General features: G+C 48.6%; 11 protein-coding genes and 2 pseudogenes. 4 read left to right on the top strand and 9 right to left on the bottom strand.

The window, feature by feature from the left end:
- Positions 1-155: 155 nt before the first annotated feature.
- The 3 genes and pseudogenes from GCWU000325_RS08370 to GCWU000325_RS11605 all read left to right on the top strand — a co-directional run.
- Positions 156-798: pseudogene (locus tag GCWU000325_RS08370) on the top strand (NYN domain-containing protein).
- A gap of 605 nt (positions 799-1,403) precedes the next feature.
- On the top strand, positions 1,404-2,882 hold the full coding sequence (locus tag GCWU000325_RS08365; RefSeq protein ID WP_040599555.1) for a leucine-rich repeat domain-containing protein: 1,479 nt from the start codon (positions 1,404-1,406) through the stop codon (positions 2,880-2,882).
- An 81-nt stretch (positions 2,883-2,963) separates the two neighbouring features.
- Positions 2,964-3,152, top strand: a pseudogene (locus GCWU000325_RS11605) (transposase); the annotation flags it as partial.
- Positions 3,153-3,656: 504 nt separating this feature from the next.
- Here the strand turns inward: GCWU000325_RS11605 and GCWU000325_RS08360 are convergent.
- From GCWU000325_RS08360 to GCWU000325_RS12030, 5 genes are all read right to left on the bottom strand, one after another.
- A complete protein-coding gene (locus GCWU000325_RS08360; protein ID WP_006255970.1) occupies positions 3,657-4,667 on the bottom strand; it encodes a glycosyltransferase family 2 protein in 1,011 nt (336 codons plus the stop codon).
- Positions 4,668-4,679: 12 nt separating this feature from the next.
- Positions 4,680-6,173: an oligosaccharide flippase family protein gene (locus GCWU000325_RS08355; protein ID WP_040599741.1), complete on the bottom strand. Its 1,494-nt coding sequence runs from the start codon at positions 6,171-6,173 to the stop codon at positions 4,680-4,682.
- Positions 6,174-6,295: 122 nt separating this feature from the next.
- Positions 6,296-7,627 (bottom strand): dGTP triphosphohydrolase, encoded by a 1,332-nt coding sequence (gene dgt, locus GCWU000325_RS08350; RefSeq protein ID WP_006255968.1) that lies wholly within the window; start codon positions 7,625-7,627, stop codon positions 6,296-6,298.
- Positions 7,628-7,672: 45 nt separating this feature from the next.
- Positions 7,673-7,795, bottom strand: coding sequence for a hypothetical protein (locus GCWU000325_RS12510; protein ID WP_006255967.1), 123 nt, complete (start codon positions 7,793-7,795; stop codon positions 7,673-7,675).
- A 349-nt stretch (positions 7,796-8,144) separates the two neighbouring features.
- Positions 8,145-8,312: a hypothetical protein gene (locus GCWU000325_RS12030; protein ID WP_154646628.1), complete on the bottom strand. Its 168-nt coding sequence runs from the start codon at positions 8,310-8,312 to the stop codon at positions 8,145-8,147.
- Positions 8,313-8,434: 122 nt separating this feature from the next.
- Between GCWU000325_RS12030 and GCWU000325_RS08335 the strand changes: the two genes are divergently transcribed.
- Complete coding sequence (locus GCWU000325_RS08335) at positions 8,435-9,436, top strand: malate dehydrogenase (RefSeq protein ID WP_006255963.1); 1,002 nt, start codon at positions 8,435-8,437, stop codon at positions 9,434-9,436.
- Between the two features lie 213 nt (positions 9,437-9,649).
- Here GCWU000325_RS08335 and floA read toward each other — a convergent pair whose 3' ends face one another.
- From floA to GCWU000325_RS08305, 4 genes are all read right to left on the bottom strand, one after another.
- Positions 9,650-10,666, bottom strand: a complete 1,017-nt coding sequence (gene floA / locus GCWU000325_RS08330; protein ID WP_006255961.1) for a flotillin-like protein FloA — start codon at positions 10,664-10,666, stop codon at positions 9,650-9,652.
- 231 nt (positions 10,667-10,897) lie between these two features.
- On the bottom strand, positions 10,898-12,742 hold the full coding sequence (locus tag GCWU000325_RS08325; protein ID WP_040599551.1) for a DUF2436 domain-containing protein: 1,845 nt from the start codon (positions 12,740-12,742) through the stop codon (positions 10,898-10,900).
- A 2,383-nt stretch (positions 12,743-15,125) separates the two neighbouring features.
- Positions 15,126-16,139, bottom strand: a complete 1,014-nt coding sequence (locus GCWU000325_RS08310; RefSeq protein ID WP_006255952.1) for an endonuclease/exonuclease/phosphatase family protein — start codon at positions 16,137-16,139, stop codon at positions 15,126-15,128.
- A complete protein-coding gene (locus GCWU000325_RS08305; protein ID WP_006255951.1) occupies positions 16,136-16,702 on the bottom strand; it encodes a sugar O-acetyltransferase in 567 nt (188 codons plus the stop codon). Before GCWU000325_RS08305 ends, GCWU000325_RS08310 begins: the two co-directional genes overlap by 4 nt.
- Between the last annotated feature and the right edge of the window lie 67 nt (positions 16,703-16,769).

Genomic DNA, 16,769 nt, shown 5'->3' with positions numbered 1-16,769 from the left:
GAATCAATATTTTATCGATGGGATAAAAAAACTACTAAAAAGTTTTGTCAGAGAAAAAAGAAAAACTTACCTTTGTATCAAATTACCCCCCTTAGGTGGAAAATACTAAGGCCTGCCACTTCAATAACGAGGTGGCTTATTTTTTTGTGGAAGTTATGGAAGCAGAAGAAAAACAAAGAGTTATTGTCTATATCGATGGATTCAACTTTTATTATGGACTGAAGTTTACTGCACGATGGCGGAAATATTATTGGCTTGATGTAGTCAAATTGTTTGAGAGTTTTATGCGCCCTAATCAGGAATTGATAGCGGTAAAATACTTCTCTGCGAAGCCTGATGATATTGAACAAAGCAGAAGACAAAATGCCTTCTTCCAAGCCAATAAGGAAAATCCGAAGTTTCGTTTAATCTTGGGTAAGTATTTGAAGAAAGAGATTACTTGCTTCAAATGTAAGAATGTCATTCATACCTACGAGGAGAAAGAAACGGACGTAAGGATTGCCACACAGATTGTTGCTGATGCTTATCAGAAAAATTGTGATGTGGCTATTGTCGTTTCTGCCGATAGTGATATGGTTCCGGCAATAGAACTGGCGACACAGGCACGGCAGAAAGTGTTCGTTTATTTCCCTCCTAATCAATATTCAAGCAATTTGGCTTCAATGGGAATAGGTCAGCCTACTCATTTGAAACGATATGAAAAACCGGTTCCGCCAAAGCCTTTTGCCGGATACCGTCCATCTTGTTGTTCCCAACTACGATTTGCAGATACCGGAAAAGTGGAAAGCGTATCAATGACAAGCGAAACGTAGGAAGAGATTATACGACAATTAGTTACAGATTAAGTAGAGGGAGACACATTGAATATCTTAGTGTGTCTCCCTCTACTTTTTACAGATATATCACTGTCGATTCTTAAACTTTCCGCCTTTTAGATTACTTCCTACTATTATCCTGTTGAGCTTCGGCGTGATAGTGTCCCAACAGAAGGGTAGTGTTCTTTAAAGTATGTTCCTTTATAGTTCATACGTCTTTTTAAGCGGAAAGTAATAATATATAATGTGTTTTGTGTCGCCTTATCTTTGACTATATATTTCGACCTACTCCGAGTAAGGATGCCACTCGAAAATACAGTTATCTTCTTCACCTCTTTTTGCGCTTCACTTATGCTTCAAATCTGCCTTTCCGGTCAAGTTTTTTCCGACCTCTGCACCCCCTAAAAATCTGCTTAGGTGAAAGTACAATCAAAAAGATAAGAGAAATAATAAAGCAAAATTCAATCAACAAAAGAATTTTTGATAATAAAACAATGAAATATCAGAGTAAATAACTATATTTGCAGTTGTGCACTTTTGTTTGACAACGTACAGTTTCATTATAACGTTTAATTAATGAGAACAACCATGACATCAAAACTTTACTCAATGCTATTGTTGCTGATATGCACAATAACAGCCCAAGCGCAGGAATATCACGTGGAAACTCCGGGGACGTTGCAGGAAGTTGTTGGACCGGGAGCCGAAGAACTCACCCGCATTCGGGTGACAGGAACACTTAATGACAGAGACATCGCCTTCCTTCACTACCTGTGTTGGCCCATTGCTCCAAAGCCCACAGACATGAAAGATGAGAGTTATCTGAAAATAGCGATGGAGAAAGAGGATACCCTCAAGACATGCTTGAGGCATCTGGACATGGAGGATGCACGCTTGGTGAATGATGCTCTACCCGACAAGGCTTTTTACGGAAGTTACATAAAAGACTATAAGTTGCCTAGGACACTAAAAAAGATCGGTAAGAATGCTTTTGGTTATAATGTTCTCCTCAAAGAGTTGATTATCCCCGAAAGTGTGGAGGAAATAGGCGAGAATTTACTTTTTTACAGCATAAAAGTAGAAAAAGTGAGACTTCCGGACAATCTTGAAGTAATGAATGATATGTTATTTGCAGAATGCTGGAAACTCAAAGAGGTGAATATCCCATCCAGACTTCGGGAAATGTATGATAACATTTTTATAAACTGCTGTGAAGTTTCTCCTTCTGTGGCAATCTTACCCGAAACGGTTGAGATATTGGATGGCTCACCGTATTATGGGATTAGTACGATTGAAGAAACGGTTGTCCCTAAGAATGTAAGAGTTTTACGACAAACCTTTTCGGGAATGGCAGGATTGCGCAAAGTAACGATCCTCACCGATAAATTGACGGAGATTGGAGATGATGCCTTTAATTGGTGCAGTGCTTTGGAAGAGGTGAATATTCCGGGCAAAATTACACGAATTGGCGAAGGAGCTTTCTTTTGGAACCTCAGACTCCGTAAAATAAACATTCCTTCCACGGTTACGCGTATTGAGAAACACGCTTTCGATAGTGCCCCCTTGGATTCCATCGACATCCCGGCAGGTGTGACTTTTATAGGCAGGAATGCATTTTGGAATAACCGTAATTTGCAAAAGGTTTACTCACGCCCTGCCATACCACCTGTAACCAATGAGTGGACAGGCGAGTCTTCATACCTCCCATTCCGTCATTCTGCAGATGAAGCCACCCTCTATGTTCCGAAAGGCTCAGCCGATGCCTACCGTGCCTCTGAGGTGTTTTCGGAGTTCAAGAATATTGTAGAGTTGGAGGCTTGGCAATGGCCGACTTCCATCAGCACGCCAACCATGCCGACCGATGCATACAAAGTGTACGGAAAGGCTGGCACGCTGTATATTGAGACAACAGGCGGTGCCCAAGAACCTGCATTCGTCAATGTATATGGCATCAATGGACAGGTTGTTTGGAAAGGCCAGGTGACTAATCGCATGGAAGTTCCCTTGCCCCAAGGGTTCTATGTTGTACAGATAGGGAAAAGAAACTACAAGGTATTATTAAATTGAGGGGAAATCCGCGACAGATAATGTGGATAGCTCTGTCTTACATAGTTAGTTCATAGACTATTTCCTATACCAGTGTGGTATGAAAGAGCCATTATAGAAACGGTGAATGATGAACTTAAGAACATTGCACAAGTGGAACACTCCGGACATAGATGCTTTGACAATTTCATCGTCAACTTATTAGGGGCTATTGCTGCCTATTGCCTGTTTCCAAAGAAGCCGTGCATCAATCTGAAAAGGACTATTGATACAAAGCTCGCATTATTCTGAATTCGTCGAACTCACGTTAACTATATATTTCGACCTACTCCGAGTAAGGATGCCACTCGAAAATACAGTTATCTTCTTCACCTCTTTTTGCGCTTCACTTATGCTTCAAATTTGCCTTTCCGGTCAAGTTTTTTCCGACCTCTGCACCCCCTAAAAATTTGCTTAGGTGAAAGTAAAAACTTTCTGCGGAGAAAATTAAAACACTCCCTATGACAGAAAAAATTGTCTCCTAAGACAATTTTTCTTCTCTTATAAGAGAATTTTACGACTTACTATTAGTTGAAAATCAAGATGTTATAAGAGGCCATTTTCTCTCCTTAGCCGGAAGAGGCTTTCTCTCTCGCTTTTTTCGCTGTAAATATTTTTCATTGTTGTTTGTACGGTGATTGTGGCGTTTTTGTTCAATCGAAGAAAAACTTGGATAGTAGCGTCTTTTTGTAAACTTATGAAGATGGGGTCTCAACGTCGGTCTTCAAATATTTGCTCCGGCTGAGGCGAGGCAAACTAAAAAGGTTTGAGTATCTTTTTTAATACTCTCAAAACTTGGCGGTAGGCGACAAAGAGCGAAAAAGGACGCACAAACAACCAACTTGGTGACCAGCGCAGTGCGCACGGTAAACGCTCCGGACGCATTGCCTGCAAGCTCTCTTTGAAAGAGAAGCGAATAAGTTGATGTTCTTGCGGCGTAAACGTGGCCCACTGCCGACGAAATTGCAGATACAAGCCGACAAAGTTGCGCCAACAATGCTCCTCGCAAGCCGTCAGTATGTCAGTGTTTGCTTGGTAACGCTCTAAGAGTGAGCGCAGCGAGCGATTGGCCGCCAAGAAGTCCAGACGGCGCAGATCAAAGCGGTGCGTAGCCGATGCCTCGTGTTGTCGGTAGAGATATTCACCTGCCGATACGGCAACTTGCCGACTCAATAAATAATGTATGCGCGAAGTGTTGTCGTCGCTATAAACCCGACTTGAATCGTCGAAAGGCATACGCATATACAAATCGCGCCGCCCAGCATACAAACCGTTTAGTTTCCAGTTGATGGCCGCCCGACAAGCTTCCGCGCCTGTAAACACCGTGTCCGGCGTCGGCCCGTCTTCGCGCTCGGTAGCTTGCGCCGCGCCGAAGCGCACCAATTGCAAGACGATGCAATCGGCCGAAGGGAAGCGCTTCATCGTGCGTTCCATTTCTTCCAGCGCATCTTCGCCCAAAAGATCATCAGCATCGACCATTAAGATCCATTCGCCTTTGGCACGCGTCAGTGCCACGTTGCGCGCAGACGCCTGGCCCTGATTATGGTCGAGGCGAATCACTTCCACGCGCTTGTCGCGCGCGGCATATTCGGAAAGGATTTGAGCTGAATCATCTGTCGATGCGTCGTCGACACATAAGATCTGTAAGTCGTCGACTGATTGGTGCAAAATGGAATCGAGGCAAGCTTGCAAATAAGGCACAGCATTGTAAACTGCTACCAGCACTGAAAACTTTACTGCTTTGCCAACCGATTCTCTTTGTTCCATCTTGCACCTTTTTTATTTCTTGTTCAAAAAGCGTTGCCGCAAGGCTGCCCATCGCGCCGCAATAGACGTCTCTCTCCGCAGCAGGTCCCAGGATAAGCCCGCACTAATGGTAAAGACCACACCGCCCAAGGCCACTTTTGCGCCCCAAACAGGTTGTGCTGCCGCGAAGAGGCCGACAAGCAACAGGCAGAACTGCAATACGCAGCGCCGCAACGTAGTTCGCTCCATCTTGAAGCCGTAGCGCCACGAGTAGACTGTAAAAATAGCGATCAAGTCGAAGAGATTAGCCAGCGAGAGTCCGAGTCCGGCGCCCCAAAGTCCGCCATAATAAAAGCCCGCTATGACTGCCGCCACGAAGACTACATCGTAGAGCAACTCCATTACCAGATAAACGATTGAATCGCCGCGTGCCAGCGAGAGGTATGAGATCGGCGCGTAGACCGATTTGAAGAACATACAGCCCGCCGCGCATAGCGCCATCGGCACTGCGTGGAGAAATTCCGGCGTATAGAGTAAGCGAATGATTAAAGGCAAACAGAGCGTAAAAAGAATGAGAAAGGGCGCCATAAGCAAGACCAATACGTCGATTTGTCTGTTTATGGCAAAGTTGCGTCGTTCTATATCGTCGCCGGCAGCGGAGAGGCGCGGAAAGTAGTCGGCGTCCATCGCCACAAAAACCAAGCGCGCATAACTGACAATCAAGGTAAAGCCGGCGGTATAAAGACCCGCTTCGGCCAAGGAAGATGTACGCACCATAAAAGAGCGCACGCCCATTTCCGCACCCGAGCCTAAGATGCCCGCAGCAATGTAAGCGGATCCCAACTTCAGGAGATGAGCGCCTTGGGCCAGCAGTCGCTTGCTGAAAAGGCCTACGCGATAAGGGAAGTCACGCGTGGCAGCGTGCAGATTAAGTAGAAAAACGACCGCCGTCGTACTGAGCAGGACGGGGATCACGCCGTGCACGCCCAGCCACCAATAAAGCGGTATCGTGACCGCCATTGTGAGCAAGGCGCCCAAGGCTGAGACGGCCGCCATACGCCTTAGGCGGTGCATACCTTTGAGAATGGCCGCTTCGCCGCCCAAGAGCGTCGTCATCGCTACCATCGGCGAAAGCAGCGCATAGCCTTTGGCCGTATGATAATCGCCCAGCGTGAGATGACTGAGCCACGGCGAGAGAATCAAGCAAGTCAAAGCACCCAGCAAAGCCGTAAGCAGCGTCCACGTGCGTATGAGTTTGACGTAGAGCGTCAGCGCCTTTTGCTCGCCGCGCTCTTTTAGTTCGGCCAAATGGCGCACGGCGCTGAAAGCAATGCCGAAGTTGGTTGTATTCCCAATGAGTTCGGTCGTACGGTTATATAAATCGGCGAGGCCCATACCCCAAGTGCCGATAAAAAGCGCCGTAAACTTATTGCGAATGATCGACATCAGGACATAAAAGACCTGTACGCCGCCCAGCAGACCGGTGTATTTCAGTACGTGATTATAAGAATCGTCTTTATGCGTCATAAATAGAGAGACTTCCGCCGCATAAGCAGCTTGGGAAAGCACAAAGTGCGGACGGAAAGAGAATAACGGAGTCGAGAAGGACGGCGTCAGCAGCAAACCGGAGAGGTTGGCAAATCAGCGCCTCAAACCATCGGCAGACTCTGTCCCGATATTTTACGATAGAGGTCAAGCGCGTAGACGTCTGTCATCCCCGAAAGATAATCTAAGACCGCCATCAGGCGCACTTCGAGGCGTTCGGCCTTCAGTTCGTATTGTTTGGAAGCCATTCCGAGCAGCATCTGCGAATACGCCTTTTGCGGCGCGAGCACAGCCTCCGTCATCAGTTCGAGCAGTGTATATATAATATGGTATCCGGCCAAGTCTACGTCCATCACCTCCTTGCTGCGATAGATCTTTTCCTTCGCCAGTGCGGCGCAGCGTTGATAAGCGCCCAGCAGGGGTTCCGGCAGGTGACTGATGAGCGAACCTTCGAAGGTGCCGGCCAAGATCGCCGCTTCGTTGTCTACGAAAATGTTGACGCAAGCGCGCTCCAAGGCGTTGATGATCGAGGAACGATAATAAACCATACGGTCGTTGGCATCTGTCACCATCGGATAGGCGCTTCTGAGGCGTTCGCGCTCTTCGGAGGCAAAGAAATCGAGCAGCAAGGCCTCTGCCTGCTCGTCGGAGAGCAGGCGCAACTTATGGGCATCTTCGAGATCCATAATCTGATAGCAAATATCGTCGGCCGCTTCTACGAGATACACGAGCGGATGGCGCGCAAAGCGCAGCGATTCGTCCGATGCCGCGCAACTTGGGAGGCCCAATTCGTCGGCGATGCGCCGGAAATCGGCTGCCTCGCTTTGGAAGAAACCAAACTTCGACTTGCCGCGGCAACAATCGGAGGCAAAAGGATACTTGACAATCGCGGCCAGCGTGGCGTAGGTCATTACGAAGCCGCCCGCTCTATGGCCGTTGAATTGGTGCGTCAGGAGTCGGAACGTATTGGCATTGCCATCGAAGTTGACAATGTCCGCCCAGACGCTTTTCGGGAGCATTTTCTCCCATTCGCGTCCCTGCCCCTCGGCAAAAAAGCTGCGTATGGCGCGCTCTCCGCTGTGGCCGAAAGGCGGATTGCCCATATCGTGAGCCAGACAAGCGGCGGAGACGATCGCGCCGAGGGCTTCCGGTGTGCGCTCTCCCGCTGCGGAATCTCTTTGTTGTAAAAGGGCGGCCACGTCTGCACCCAAACTGCGCCCTACGCTTGATACTTCAAGGCTGTGCGTCAGACGATTGTGGACGAAGACGCTGCCGGGGAGGGGAAACACTTGCGTCTTGTTCTGCATACGTCGAAAGGCGGCTGAGAAGATCAGGCGATCGTAGTCGCGCTGAAATTCTGTGCGCCGCTCGGCTGCAGATTTGGCAACGTATTCCTTACCGAAGCGTCGGTCTGATAAAAGTTGGTTCCATTCCATCGTGTTTTCCGCTTTAGGGCTCTCCCGGTTTTCTTATTTATATTCCTAACGGAGATGCTTCCTGCCGATGTGCGCCCGCTCGGCTGCAGAGTTGTTTCCACCACCGGTCGTCGCGCCATAGGCCGCAATGCAGTGGGCACTCGTCGGTGCAGAATTTGCACGGCCCATTGACGTAGGGCAAAGGTAGCGATAAAAAAATAAAAATAAGCGGTAACGGCAGAAAGACCTTGACAGATGCCTTTGCAGCGCCTCGCTTCGCAAGGTCGTTTGCCGATAGTTTCTTTGGGTGGCGCTTCGTGTTTACGGCGCGCGGCGTCTTTGCCGTTTGCCGATGCATAGCTGCAATTCTGCCCCTTGCAAGTCCTTTTTCTTCAAGATTTTACTGCCGCTTGCGTTTTGTTTGGCAGCAGCAAACGATGGTTTGGTGGGGGCAAACAATGGTTTGGTGGGAGCAAACGATAGTTTGGCGGCAGCAAACAATAAGCTGCCCCGGCGTAAGGCCTTCGTGTATGCATTTTTACAAAAAGGAATCAGGAACAAAGGTCATCGAAAGCGCGACAGCAGCAAGAAAAACAGCCGCCGACGCTTCGCTTTTCAGCTCACGCGGACGGCTGAAAAGAGGCAAAACCGGCTGCACTTCGGCGTAAAATAGAAATCGGGCGGTGCGCGTTGTTTTTTTACCCATCTTTTTGCCCCGTTTTCATTTCCAAAAAGTTTTTTATTTGCTATTTTTGCAACAATAATTCGCGACCTTACCGCCGAGCGGCTTGCGTCGATTATTTAGCATTACATTTTAATTAAAGCAATATGAATTTCCTTACGAATGAAAAGTTGACCATCGTCGGTGCTGCCGGGATGATCGGTTCTAACATGGCGCAGACGGCGGCCATGCTTCACCTCACGCCAAACATTTGCTTGTATGACGTTTACGAGCCGGGCCTCGAAGGCGTCACGGAAGAAATGCGTCATTGCGGTTTCGAGGGCGTTAACTTCACGTTTACGACAGATGCGAAAGAGGCATTGACAGATGCGAAATATATTATCTCATCAGGTGGCGCTCCGCGCAAGCAGGGTATGACGCGCGAGGACTTGTTGAAAGGCAATTCCGAAGTGGCAGAACAGCTTGGTAAGGATATTAAGACGTATTGCCCGGACGTAAAACACGTGACGATTATCTTTAATCCGGCAGATATTACCGGTCTCGTTACGCTTTTGTGGTCAGGCTTGAAGCCGTCGCAAGTTTCTACGCTCGCAGCGCTTGATTCTATCCGCCTGCAAAGCGAATTGGCAAAGCACTTCAACGTGCCGCAAAGCGATGTAACCGGTTGCCGCACGTATGGTGGTCACGGCGAACAGATGGCGGTATTTGCTTCTACGGCAAAGGTTCAAGGCACGCCGCTGCTCGACTTGATCGGCACGGATCGCCTGCCTGCTGACAAATGGGCTGAAATCAAGCAGCGCACAATCAAGGGTGGTGCAAACATCATCAACCTGCGCGGCCGCAGTTCGTTCCAAAGTCCGGCTTACGTCAGCGTTCGTATGATCGAAGCTGCTATGGGCGGCGCACCGTTCAATTGGCCCGCAGGCCGTTATGTGAGCTTCGCAGGCTATGACCATATTATGATGGCGATGGAAGCAACGATCACGAAGAACGGCAGCGCTTACGAAGAAATTCACGGCACGCCCGAAGAGATGGCTGAGCTCCGCAAGAGCTACGAGCACCTCTGCAATATGCGCGATGAGGTGATCGGCCTCGGCGTGATGCCTCCGGTAGAAAAATGGGGCGAGATTAACCCGAATTTGAAGTAATCCAAAATATTAGATTTTAGATTTAGATGGTTGCCTTCCCGACTGCTTGCGGTCGGGAAGGTTTTTTGTCCCACTTTGTTGCGTGATGATAATGCAACACGGCGGCAAAAGCAAAAGAAAATGAGGCGACTTCCGGCAGCATTGCGCTGCGCTTGCAGGAAGTCGCCTCATCGGCTGTATGGTTGGCGTCGCAGGTGACGCCAAAAGGCTTACTTAATTGCGAGGAATGGTAGGCGGCACATCGCCGGCGCCACTCTTGTTGTTGGCAAACTTGCTGATGGCGCCGCGCATATCGGTATCGCCAATCAGGTTCTGGAGGCGGTAATAATCCATCGCGCCCATATTGCCCTCGCGCAAGGCTTGCGCCAATGCCTTGGGCACTTCGGCTTCGGCTTGTATCACCTCGGCACGCGCTTCCTGCGCCTTCGCTTTCATTTCCTGCTCCGTGGCTACAGCCATCGCACGGCGCTCTTCCGCCTTAGCCTGCGCAATGTTTTTATCTGCGTTGGCTTGGTCCATCTGCAGCGTCGCGCCGATGTTTTTACCCACATCAATATCGGCAATATCGATCGAAAGGATCTCAAAGGCCGTTCCGGCGTCCAATCCCTTGCGCAATACGAGTTTGGAAATGCTATCGGGGTTTTCCAACACCTGCTCGTGAGAGTCGGCAGAACCGATGCTCGAGACGATACCTTCGCCGACGCGCGCCAGGATCGTATCTTCGCCCGCACCGCCTACGAGTTGCTGGATGTTGGCCCGCACCGTGACGCGCGCTTTTGCGATGAGCTGAATACCATTCTTGGCCACGGCGGCTACGGGCGGCGTATCGATCACCTTCGGATTAACGGAAGTTTGCACCGCTTCGAAGACGTCGCGCCCCGCTAAGTCGATCGCCGTCGCTTTCTCAAAAGAAAGGTCGATATTGGCTTTAGAAGCTGACACCAAAGCGTGAACAACGCGCTGCACATGTCCGCCCGTCATAAAATGAGCTTCGAGATTGTCGCGCGTAATATAGCCCAAACCGGCCTTGTGCGCTTCGATGAGGCTCGGCACGATGACCGAAGGCGGCACGTTACGGATGCGCATCAAAAAGAGTTGGATCAGCGATACTTTTACGCCTGACACCTTCGCACTCAGCCAAAGGAAGAAAGGCACAAAATGGAAGAAAATGCTTAGCAGTACGACTACGCCGACCGCAATGATGATGTTAATTAAAGGGAAGTCTACCATAGTAAGAAAAATAAGTATTGATGATGTTGCAAATTTATCATTTTCGTTTCGCAAAAGTGCATATCGCGCCTAAAATGTTAGGGTATATGCCGCCGTCGAAACAATATATATAGTTGTCCTTATTGAATCAATGGGCGCATCTACAATTAAGCCTTCCGCACGCTATGCTTGAGAGGCGGAAGGCTTTCTTTGTCTGTAATGGTTGCTGATCACCAACCACGCATTATTTAATTACTTCTTCACCACTTTCTTTCCGTTCACAATATATATACCCTTCGGCAAGTCTTTTGCTTCTCCGTTGAGCTTCACGCCGCTAATCGTGTAGATACCTTGCTTGGCAGCGGTGTCGATCGTCGGCGTATTGATGCCGGCCGGATCTCTTTTGATGACAACTTGGGTCTTTACGAGTTCTCCGCCAAGAGCTACGCCATGCAAGCTACCATCGAATGCAGCTCCGGAAGGCTGAGAGATATTGCTGTATTCCAGCGTGAGCGAATTGAGGTCGCAGATAGAACCTTTTTCTCCTTCTGCTGTTACCGTTGCATTTCTGATAAGTAACTTTTCGTTTGAACCATCCCGTCCTGCAATGCCGTATGCTCCGCTCTCAGCGTTCACGGTGCAGTTGTTGATGGTGAGGTTGGTTTCATTTGCAAAGACAGCACAGTCTGTCTGGCTCTTCACATTGAGTGTGCCGCCGCCGGTAAGGGTCAACGGATGAGTGAAGCTGAGCGTTGAGTTTTCTTTAGTAGTCAGGCTGTTTGTGCCAATGAGCTCTATCGTTAAGCCATCGATGTGCGAAACGATGGCATTTGTGGCTGTTGAACTGATGATGGCATCCTTCAGCGTAAGAACTTTATTGGTTGGGTCATACTTCACCGTTCCGCTTACTCCGTCAAAAATGGTGAGGTCGCCGCAGTTTTCGAAAGAGACATTATTGCCGACAATCTGAAGATCGTAGATATTTGGCGCAATAACCAGCTTACCTTTTACGCGCTCACCATTGACTACTACGGTCTTCCTTGATTCATCAAATACTGCCCCCTCAGGTTGGATGATGCCGCAATCTTTCATCGTAAGGTGGGTGAAATCTTCGATAGTACCCTGCTTTCCATCGATGGTTACTTTTGCCTCCTTAATGATGAGGCTTTCCGGTTTATCATCATTTCTCGCTAAGAATCCATACTCGCCTTTGAGGTTCACGCTACAATTCTCTATGGTTATGTCAGCTGTATTTGAATAGACAGCACAAGAATTCTCGCTCACCACATTCAGTGTAGCTCCTTTGCCGGTTATCGTTAGCGCCTCGGTTATGCCCATGGTTGATTTCGACGAATTGAGATTGTTTTCGCCGATAAGTTTGATGGTCAATCCATCCGTACGCGATGTAATCGCTTGTTCTTGGCCCGCATAAATGGTAGCTTTTTCGAGCGTAAGGGTTTTTGTAGAAGGGTCATAACTTACCTTTCCGTTTACACCGGTAATCCAGGAAAGGTTGCCGCAGTTGTCTGAAGTTACCTGCGTGCCGCAAATCTGAAGATCGTAGTTCTGAACTTCTCCGGTTTGGGTAATTGTCAGCTTGGCAGCATCGCCTCCGCTATCTGGGGCATACATCGTGAAGCGATAGGTCTTGCCTGCCTCGAATCTGTAATCGTCGGCTCTTGTGGGACCGTCTTTGTCGCCTGCGATCCATATTTTCTTGCCTGCCTCTGGTGCTGCAATACAGAAATCGTAGACGCCTGCAGGAATATCCACGTAACCCTCGCCGTCCACAACCATGTATTGAGGTGTTGTAGACGGATCGGCATTACCCGGAATTTTGTATTCGAAGCTGTTGTAGAGGTCGGCTGGTGGATTGGCGTTGTCCCACAATGCTCCCTTCTCTGGAATCTTGTCGCCGTAGAGATTGTGGTCAGCATCGAGTAGCATCTGGTAGCCACTGCCGTCGCCCCACACGTTGTGCGCTTCGAGAATGATTCTTGCCTTGCCTTGCGCCTGCGCCGTGATGGGCAGTGCCAGCATCGTGATGAACAGCGCAGCTATCGCCGCGTAGATGTTCTTGCGTAATGTGTTATACATATAATATATGCCTCCCTGTGAAACTCCTTTCGGAGCAACGCCGTATCGGAGGCTCGGGCGTTTGTGGTTGTTAAAATGAATTGCCTGTTTACTTTTCAGTATTTTTAGAATGACCCTTCTTACACGCATATATGTTGCTTGAGCGCGTCATCCCCTTAATTTGTCCAGCCATTTGCACCACTTGCAGCGCTTGGACGGCGTTTTTTTTGTTGCTTCTTCAGCGTGTATGGTAAATTTTTCATTTCGGCGATCCAATTCTGAGTTGATCATATCTCTGATCGTTTCCAAGCACGCCAATCGATCTTCCAAAAAACGTTGAGCGGCCGCTTGACGTTCTTGCGAACTTTTTCTCGGATGTTTCTTGTTTTTGAATGCCGTCATAGATTTTCCCTGCTTGACTATGGCAAAGTTCGGACGATTTACCCCAAACCGACTTGCTCTAATCGGACAAAAATATGCTCTAATCGGACATTTTTCATTTTCTCGACTTGCTCAAATCGGACATGAGCTTTTTGTAAATCGCTGATAATGAACAAAAATTGTCTCAAAAACGCATCACATGTAAATAAATGTAAAAATAAGGATTCGGTCCTTTCGTGTTTTTTCTCCAACTTTTTGTTGCTTGAAAACTATCAAATTTGATTACTCGAAAAGAATGAGCTTATTTCCCATCGAACATTACCTTTTTGGCGCTTACACGCACCGTAATCCGTCCATTCCCCGTTGGCGGTCTTTTGCAAACTAAAAAACTTTGCAAATTCATTGTATTCAGGCAATTATAGTACGTATTTCGTTCGTTATATCCCGCATGTAATTTCGATTTATTGACAGAAAAAGTATGGCTATTCCGCCGAAATTTTTCCCGAAACCGCTCAAAGATTCCCCTCAATTGGATTTTTCATCCGAAATAACCCTCGAAAATAAACGTAAAAACGAAGAAAAAATCGAAAAAACCGCGGTTTCATCGAAAATTCGGCCATAAAAAGCCACCTCAAGCTTCTACGTTTCAACACTTCGCGCTTAATCCTCAAAAATGTATAGTCAAGTGGTAATTTTTACATAATACCCGACACATTCACCACCCCATTTCCACGACTGCACGTCCACAAATAACCCCAACGGGGTTAGTCTCTTGGCAGGGCAGGGTTAAGGTGCGAAGCGGCTTAACCCTGCCTAACGCACACCGACATTGACAACCCCTTATGGTTGGTCTTTCAAAAATATCCAATGATTGACATGCAACGAAAACAAACCTAATTATAACTCGCACGAGCAACGACTTACGTCGTTAGTGGCTAGGTTGCCGCTTCGCTCCTCAACCCTGCCACAGTGAAAGACCAACCCCTAATGGGGTTGCACTCACTTCCATCCGTTTATCCGGGGTTAAGCCGCTTCGCACCTTAACCCCGGCCTGCCAAAAGACCAACCCTAAGGGGTTGTCGTCGCTTTTTATCGAATCGATGTCAGGTCTCGTGTGCAATCTTTTTCAAAATAGACTCGCCACAACTTGACCTATGATTCCTTCCAATCAATTTCTTAACGCGGCCTTTCTGCAAACGATCTATTGAAACCAACATGCTCTTCGCTTGCAACTTAAACACAACCCCCACCAACCCATTTTCGCAAACTTCATCCACAAATAACCTCACCTTAACCTAATACCGCATCTACTCGCGCCTAAACACAACCCCCACCAACTTATCTCCGCAACCGCACCGCCGCAAATAACCCCAACGGGGTTAGTCTCTTGGCAGGACAGGGTTAAGGTGCGAAGCGCTTTAACCCTGTCTAACGCACACAAGCATTGGCAACCCCTTAGGGTTGGTCTTTCAAAAACATCCGATGTTTGGCGACGGATGAATGAAATCCCAACGAAAAAATCGAAAAAAAGCCCATTTCATCGCGGATAATCGACATTGTAGGCCATAACTGTTTATCGTTGTCGGAACTATTCCCTGTTCTCAATCATTCGCATCGGTTGCGAAAAAAGAAGTTCCTAACCTACAACAATGAAAGTGCTAATTTCAAGCGACAATAACTGAACGACAAACCACACGCGCCCAACTGTGCGAATTTTCACCGTGGTGAAAAATACGTACGCTCGTGAGTGTACAACCTTTTCATCACGATAAAAAGACCCTACGCTCGTGATGAAAAAGGCGCACACCCAAGTTTGCTTTGAAAAATGTGGGAGGGGAAGGTCGCCTTTTCCCATTGAAAAGGCGGCGATGAATGGGCCTTTACGTCGAAATTCCAAATGTTGGGTTTCAAACGTCGGCCGTGCTTGAGCGAATAGCGCCGGTATTGTGCTTAATATGCGATGGAATCGGCATTTTTCTACATATATAGCACTCAAAAATAAATGATACTGATGATCAATCGGTCAATAGTAGAAATCAACGACGACGGGGAGATGATCTGAAAAACCGCCTTGATAAAAAGATCCGAGAAAGGAGCGATAAGGTACAACCCCATGGTCGCCTGCATCGTATTTAAGGAGTGGAGCATCGGTGAAAATGAAGCAATCTTTGGGCGACGTATGCAGCCCTTCGGTCGTAAGGAGTCGATCATTGACGATAATCTGATCCAATTGCGCCCATCGGCCTTGAAATTTATGCGTTCCTTGAATGCCATTTGCGGCTTTTAAGTCGGCGGTTAGGACGCACAAAAACGGCGGTTGAATCGCGTCGGTCCATTTTCGGGCTTCCAAGACGGTAGCTATGGACGGGTCAGTATGTTCATCGTTGAAATCGCCCATAATGACCACTTTTCGGTCGCGTCCGTTGCGTGTCAGGCCGTCAATTTCCTGCCGCAATCGCTGCGCTACCCGACAGCGGTAAGGCATCGTGCGTCGTACGCCACCGCGCCGGCTGGGTAGATGGACCACAAAGACAGAAAGCGTATCGCCCGAGGGTACGAGTCCGCAGACGTGCAGGATGTCGCGCGTCGGATTCTCGTGCTTGTTGGCCGGTATCACGCGCAGCGTATCCATATAAAGGAGATGAAAAGTCGACGGCTGATAGAGCAGGGCTACATCTATGCCGCGCCGGTCCGCGCTTTCCGTCATACAATAGCGATAGTTGAAGCTATGGAGTCGCGTGTGGTGCAGTAGGTCTTCGATAACGCGTGCGTTTTCTACCTCGCACAAAGCTACGAGTTTGGGCGGCTGCATTTCTCCGACGCCGGCAATAACGGAGGCGATGCGACTCAACTTGGCGCGATATTTAGGCGTATCCCAGTGGAGGCGACCCGTAGGGAGGAAGTCGAAATCCTGCTTGCCCTCATCGTGAATCGTATCAAAGGCATTTTCTACGTTGTAGGTCATCACGCGAAATCGGCTTTGCGCGCCGGCCGTCAGTAGACAGAGGTAGAAAAAGACGAAGAGCAGGCGCTTCATTGGCGGTCTTCGGCTTTGCGTAATACGCGGCAGGGATTGCCAACCGCCACTACGCCGGACGGAACATCGCGCGTGACGACGCTACCTGCGCCAATGACGCTGCCCGCGCCGATTCTGACGCCGGGAAGGATGCATACTTGTGCGCCAATCCAAACGTTGTCTTCTATATAAATGGCTTCGTTGCGCTCCAAGCCTTGATTGCGTTGCTCGACATTCAAGGGGTGGATGGGGGTATTAAAACTACAGTTGGGGCCTACAAAGATGTGGTTGCCGAAAACTATGGGCGCGCCGTCGAGCATTACGCAACCTTTGTTGATAAAGACGTGATCACCAAGTGAAATATTGCAGCCGTAATCGACCATAAAAGGGGGTAGGATGGTGCAATCGCGACCTACGCGCCCCAAAAGGCGGCGCAGGAGTGCATCGCGTACATCGGTCTCGGCGGGATGCAGGCGGTTGTACTGATAACTTAAGTCTTGGGCCTCGTCGAGCAGGCGGCGAAGTTCGGGATCTGCGGCAGGATTGTGCCATTGTCCGCTCAAGGCTTTCTCTCTTTCTGTCATTAGAATAAAAAGTTAGAAGGTCGTGGTCTGTATTTCGAAAGGGAATAAAAATAGGCGGTTTCATCGG

It is taken from the genome of Alloprevotella tannerae ATCC 51259, from assembly GCF_000159995.1.
Taxonomy (GTDB): Bacteria; Bacteroidota; Bacteroidia; order Bacteroidales; family Bacteroidaceae; genus Alloprevotella; species Alloprevotella tannerae.
The sequence above is the reverse complement of the archived record's forward strand: the minus strand, read 5'-3'. Positions and strand labels throughout refer to the sequence as shown.

What these genes read in the sequence shown, in the direction of transcription:
- GCWU000325_RS08365 (WP_040599555.1), top strand. Translation starts at nt 1,404, where the DNA reads ATGACATCAAAACTTTACTCAATGCTATTGTTGCTGATATGCACAATA.
- GCWU000325_RS08360 (WP_006255970.1), bottom strand. Translation starts at nt 4,667, where the DNA reads ATGGAACAAAGAGAATCGGTTGGCAAAGCAGTAAAGTTTTCAGTGCTG.
- GCWU000325_RS08355 (WP_040599741.1), bottom strand. Translation starts at nt 6,173, where the DNA reads ATGACGCATAAAGACGATTCTTATAATCACGTACTGAAATACACCGGT.
- dgt (WP_006255968.1), bottom strand. Translation starts at nt 7,627, where the DNA reads ATGGAATGGAACCAACTTTTATCAGACCGACGCTTCGGTAAGGAATAC.
- GCWU000325_RS12510 (WP_006255967.1), bottom strand. Translation starts at nt 7,795, where the DNA reads ATGGGCCGTGCAAATTCTGCACCGACGAGTGCCCACTGCATTGCGGCC.
- GCWU000325_RS12030 (WP_154646628.1), bottom strand. Translation starts at nt 8,312, where the DNA reads ATGGGTAAAAAAACAACGCGCACCGCCCGATTTCTATTTTACGCCGAA.
- GCWU000325_RS08335 (WP_006255963.1), top strand. Translation starts at nt 8,435, where the DNA reads ATGAATTTCCTTACGAATGAAAAGTTGACCATCGTCGGTGCTGCCGGG.
- floA (WP_006255961.1), bottom strand. Translation starts at nt 10,666, where the DNA reads ATGGTAGACTTCCCTTTAATTAACATCATCATTGCGGTCGGCGTAGTC.
- GCWU000325_RS08325 (WP_040599551.1), bottom strand. Translation starts at nt 12,742, where the DNA reads ATGTATAACACATTACGCAAGAACATCTACGCGGCGATAGCTGCGCTG.
- GCWU000325_RS08310 (WP_006255952.1), bottom strand. Translation starts at nt 16,139, where the DNA reads ATGAAGCGCCTGCTCTTCGTCTTTTTCTACCTCTGTCTACTGACGGCC.
- GCWU000325_RS08305 (WP_006255951.1), bottom strand. Translation starts at nt 16,702, where the DNA reads ATGACAGAAAGAGAGAAAGCCTTGAGCGGACAATGGCACAATCCTGCC.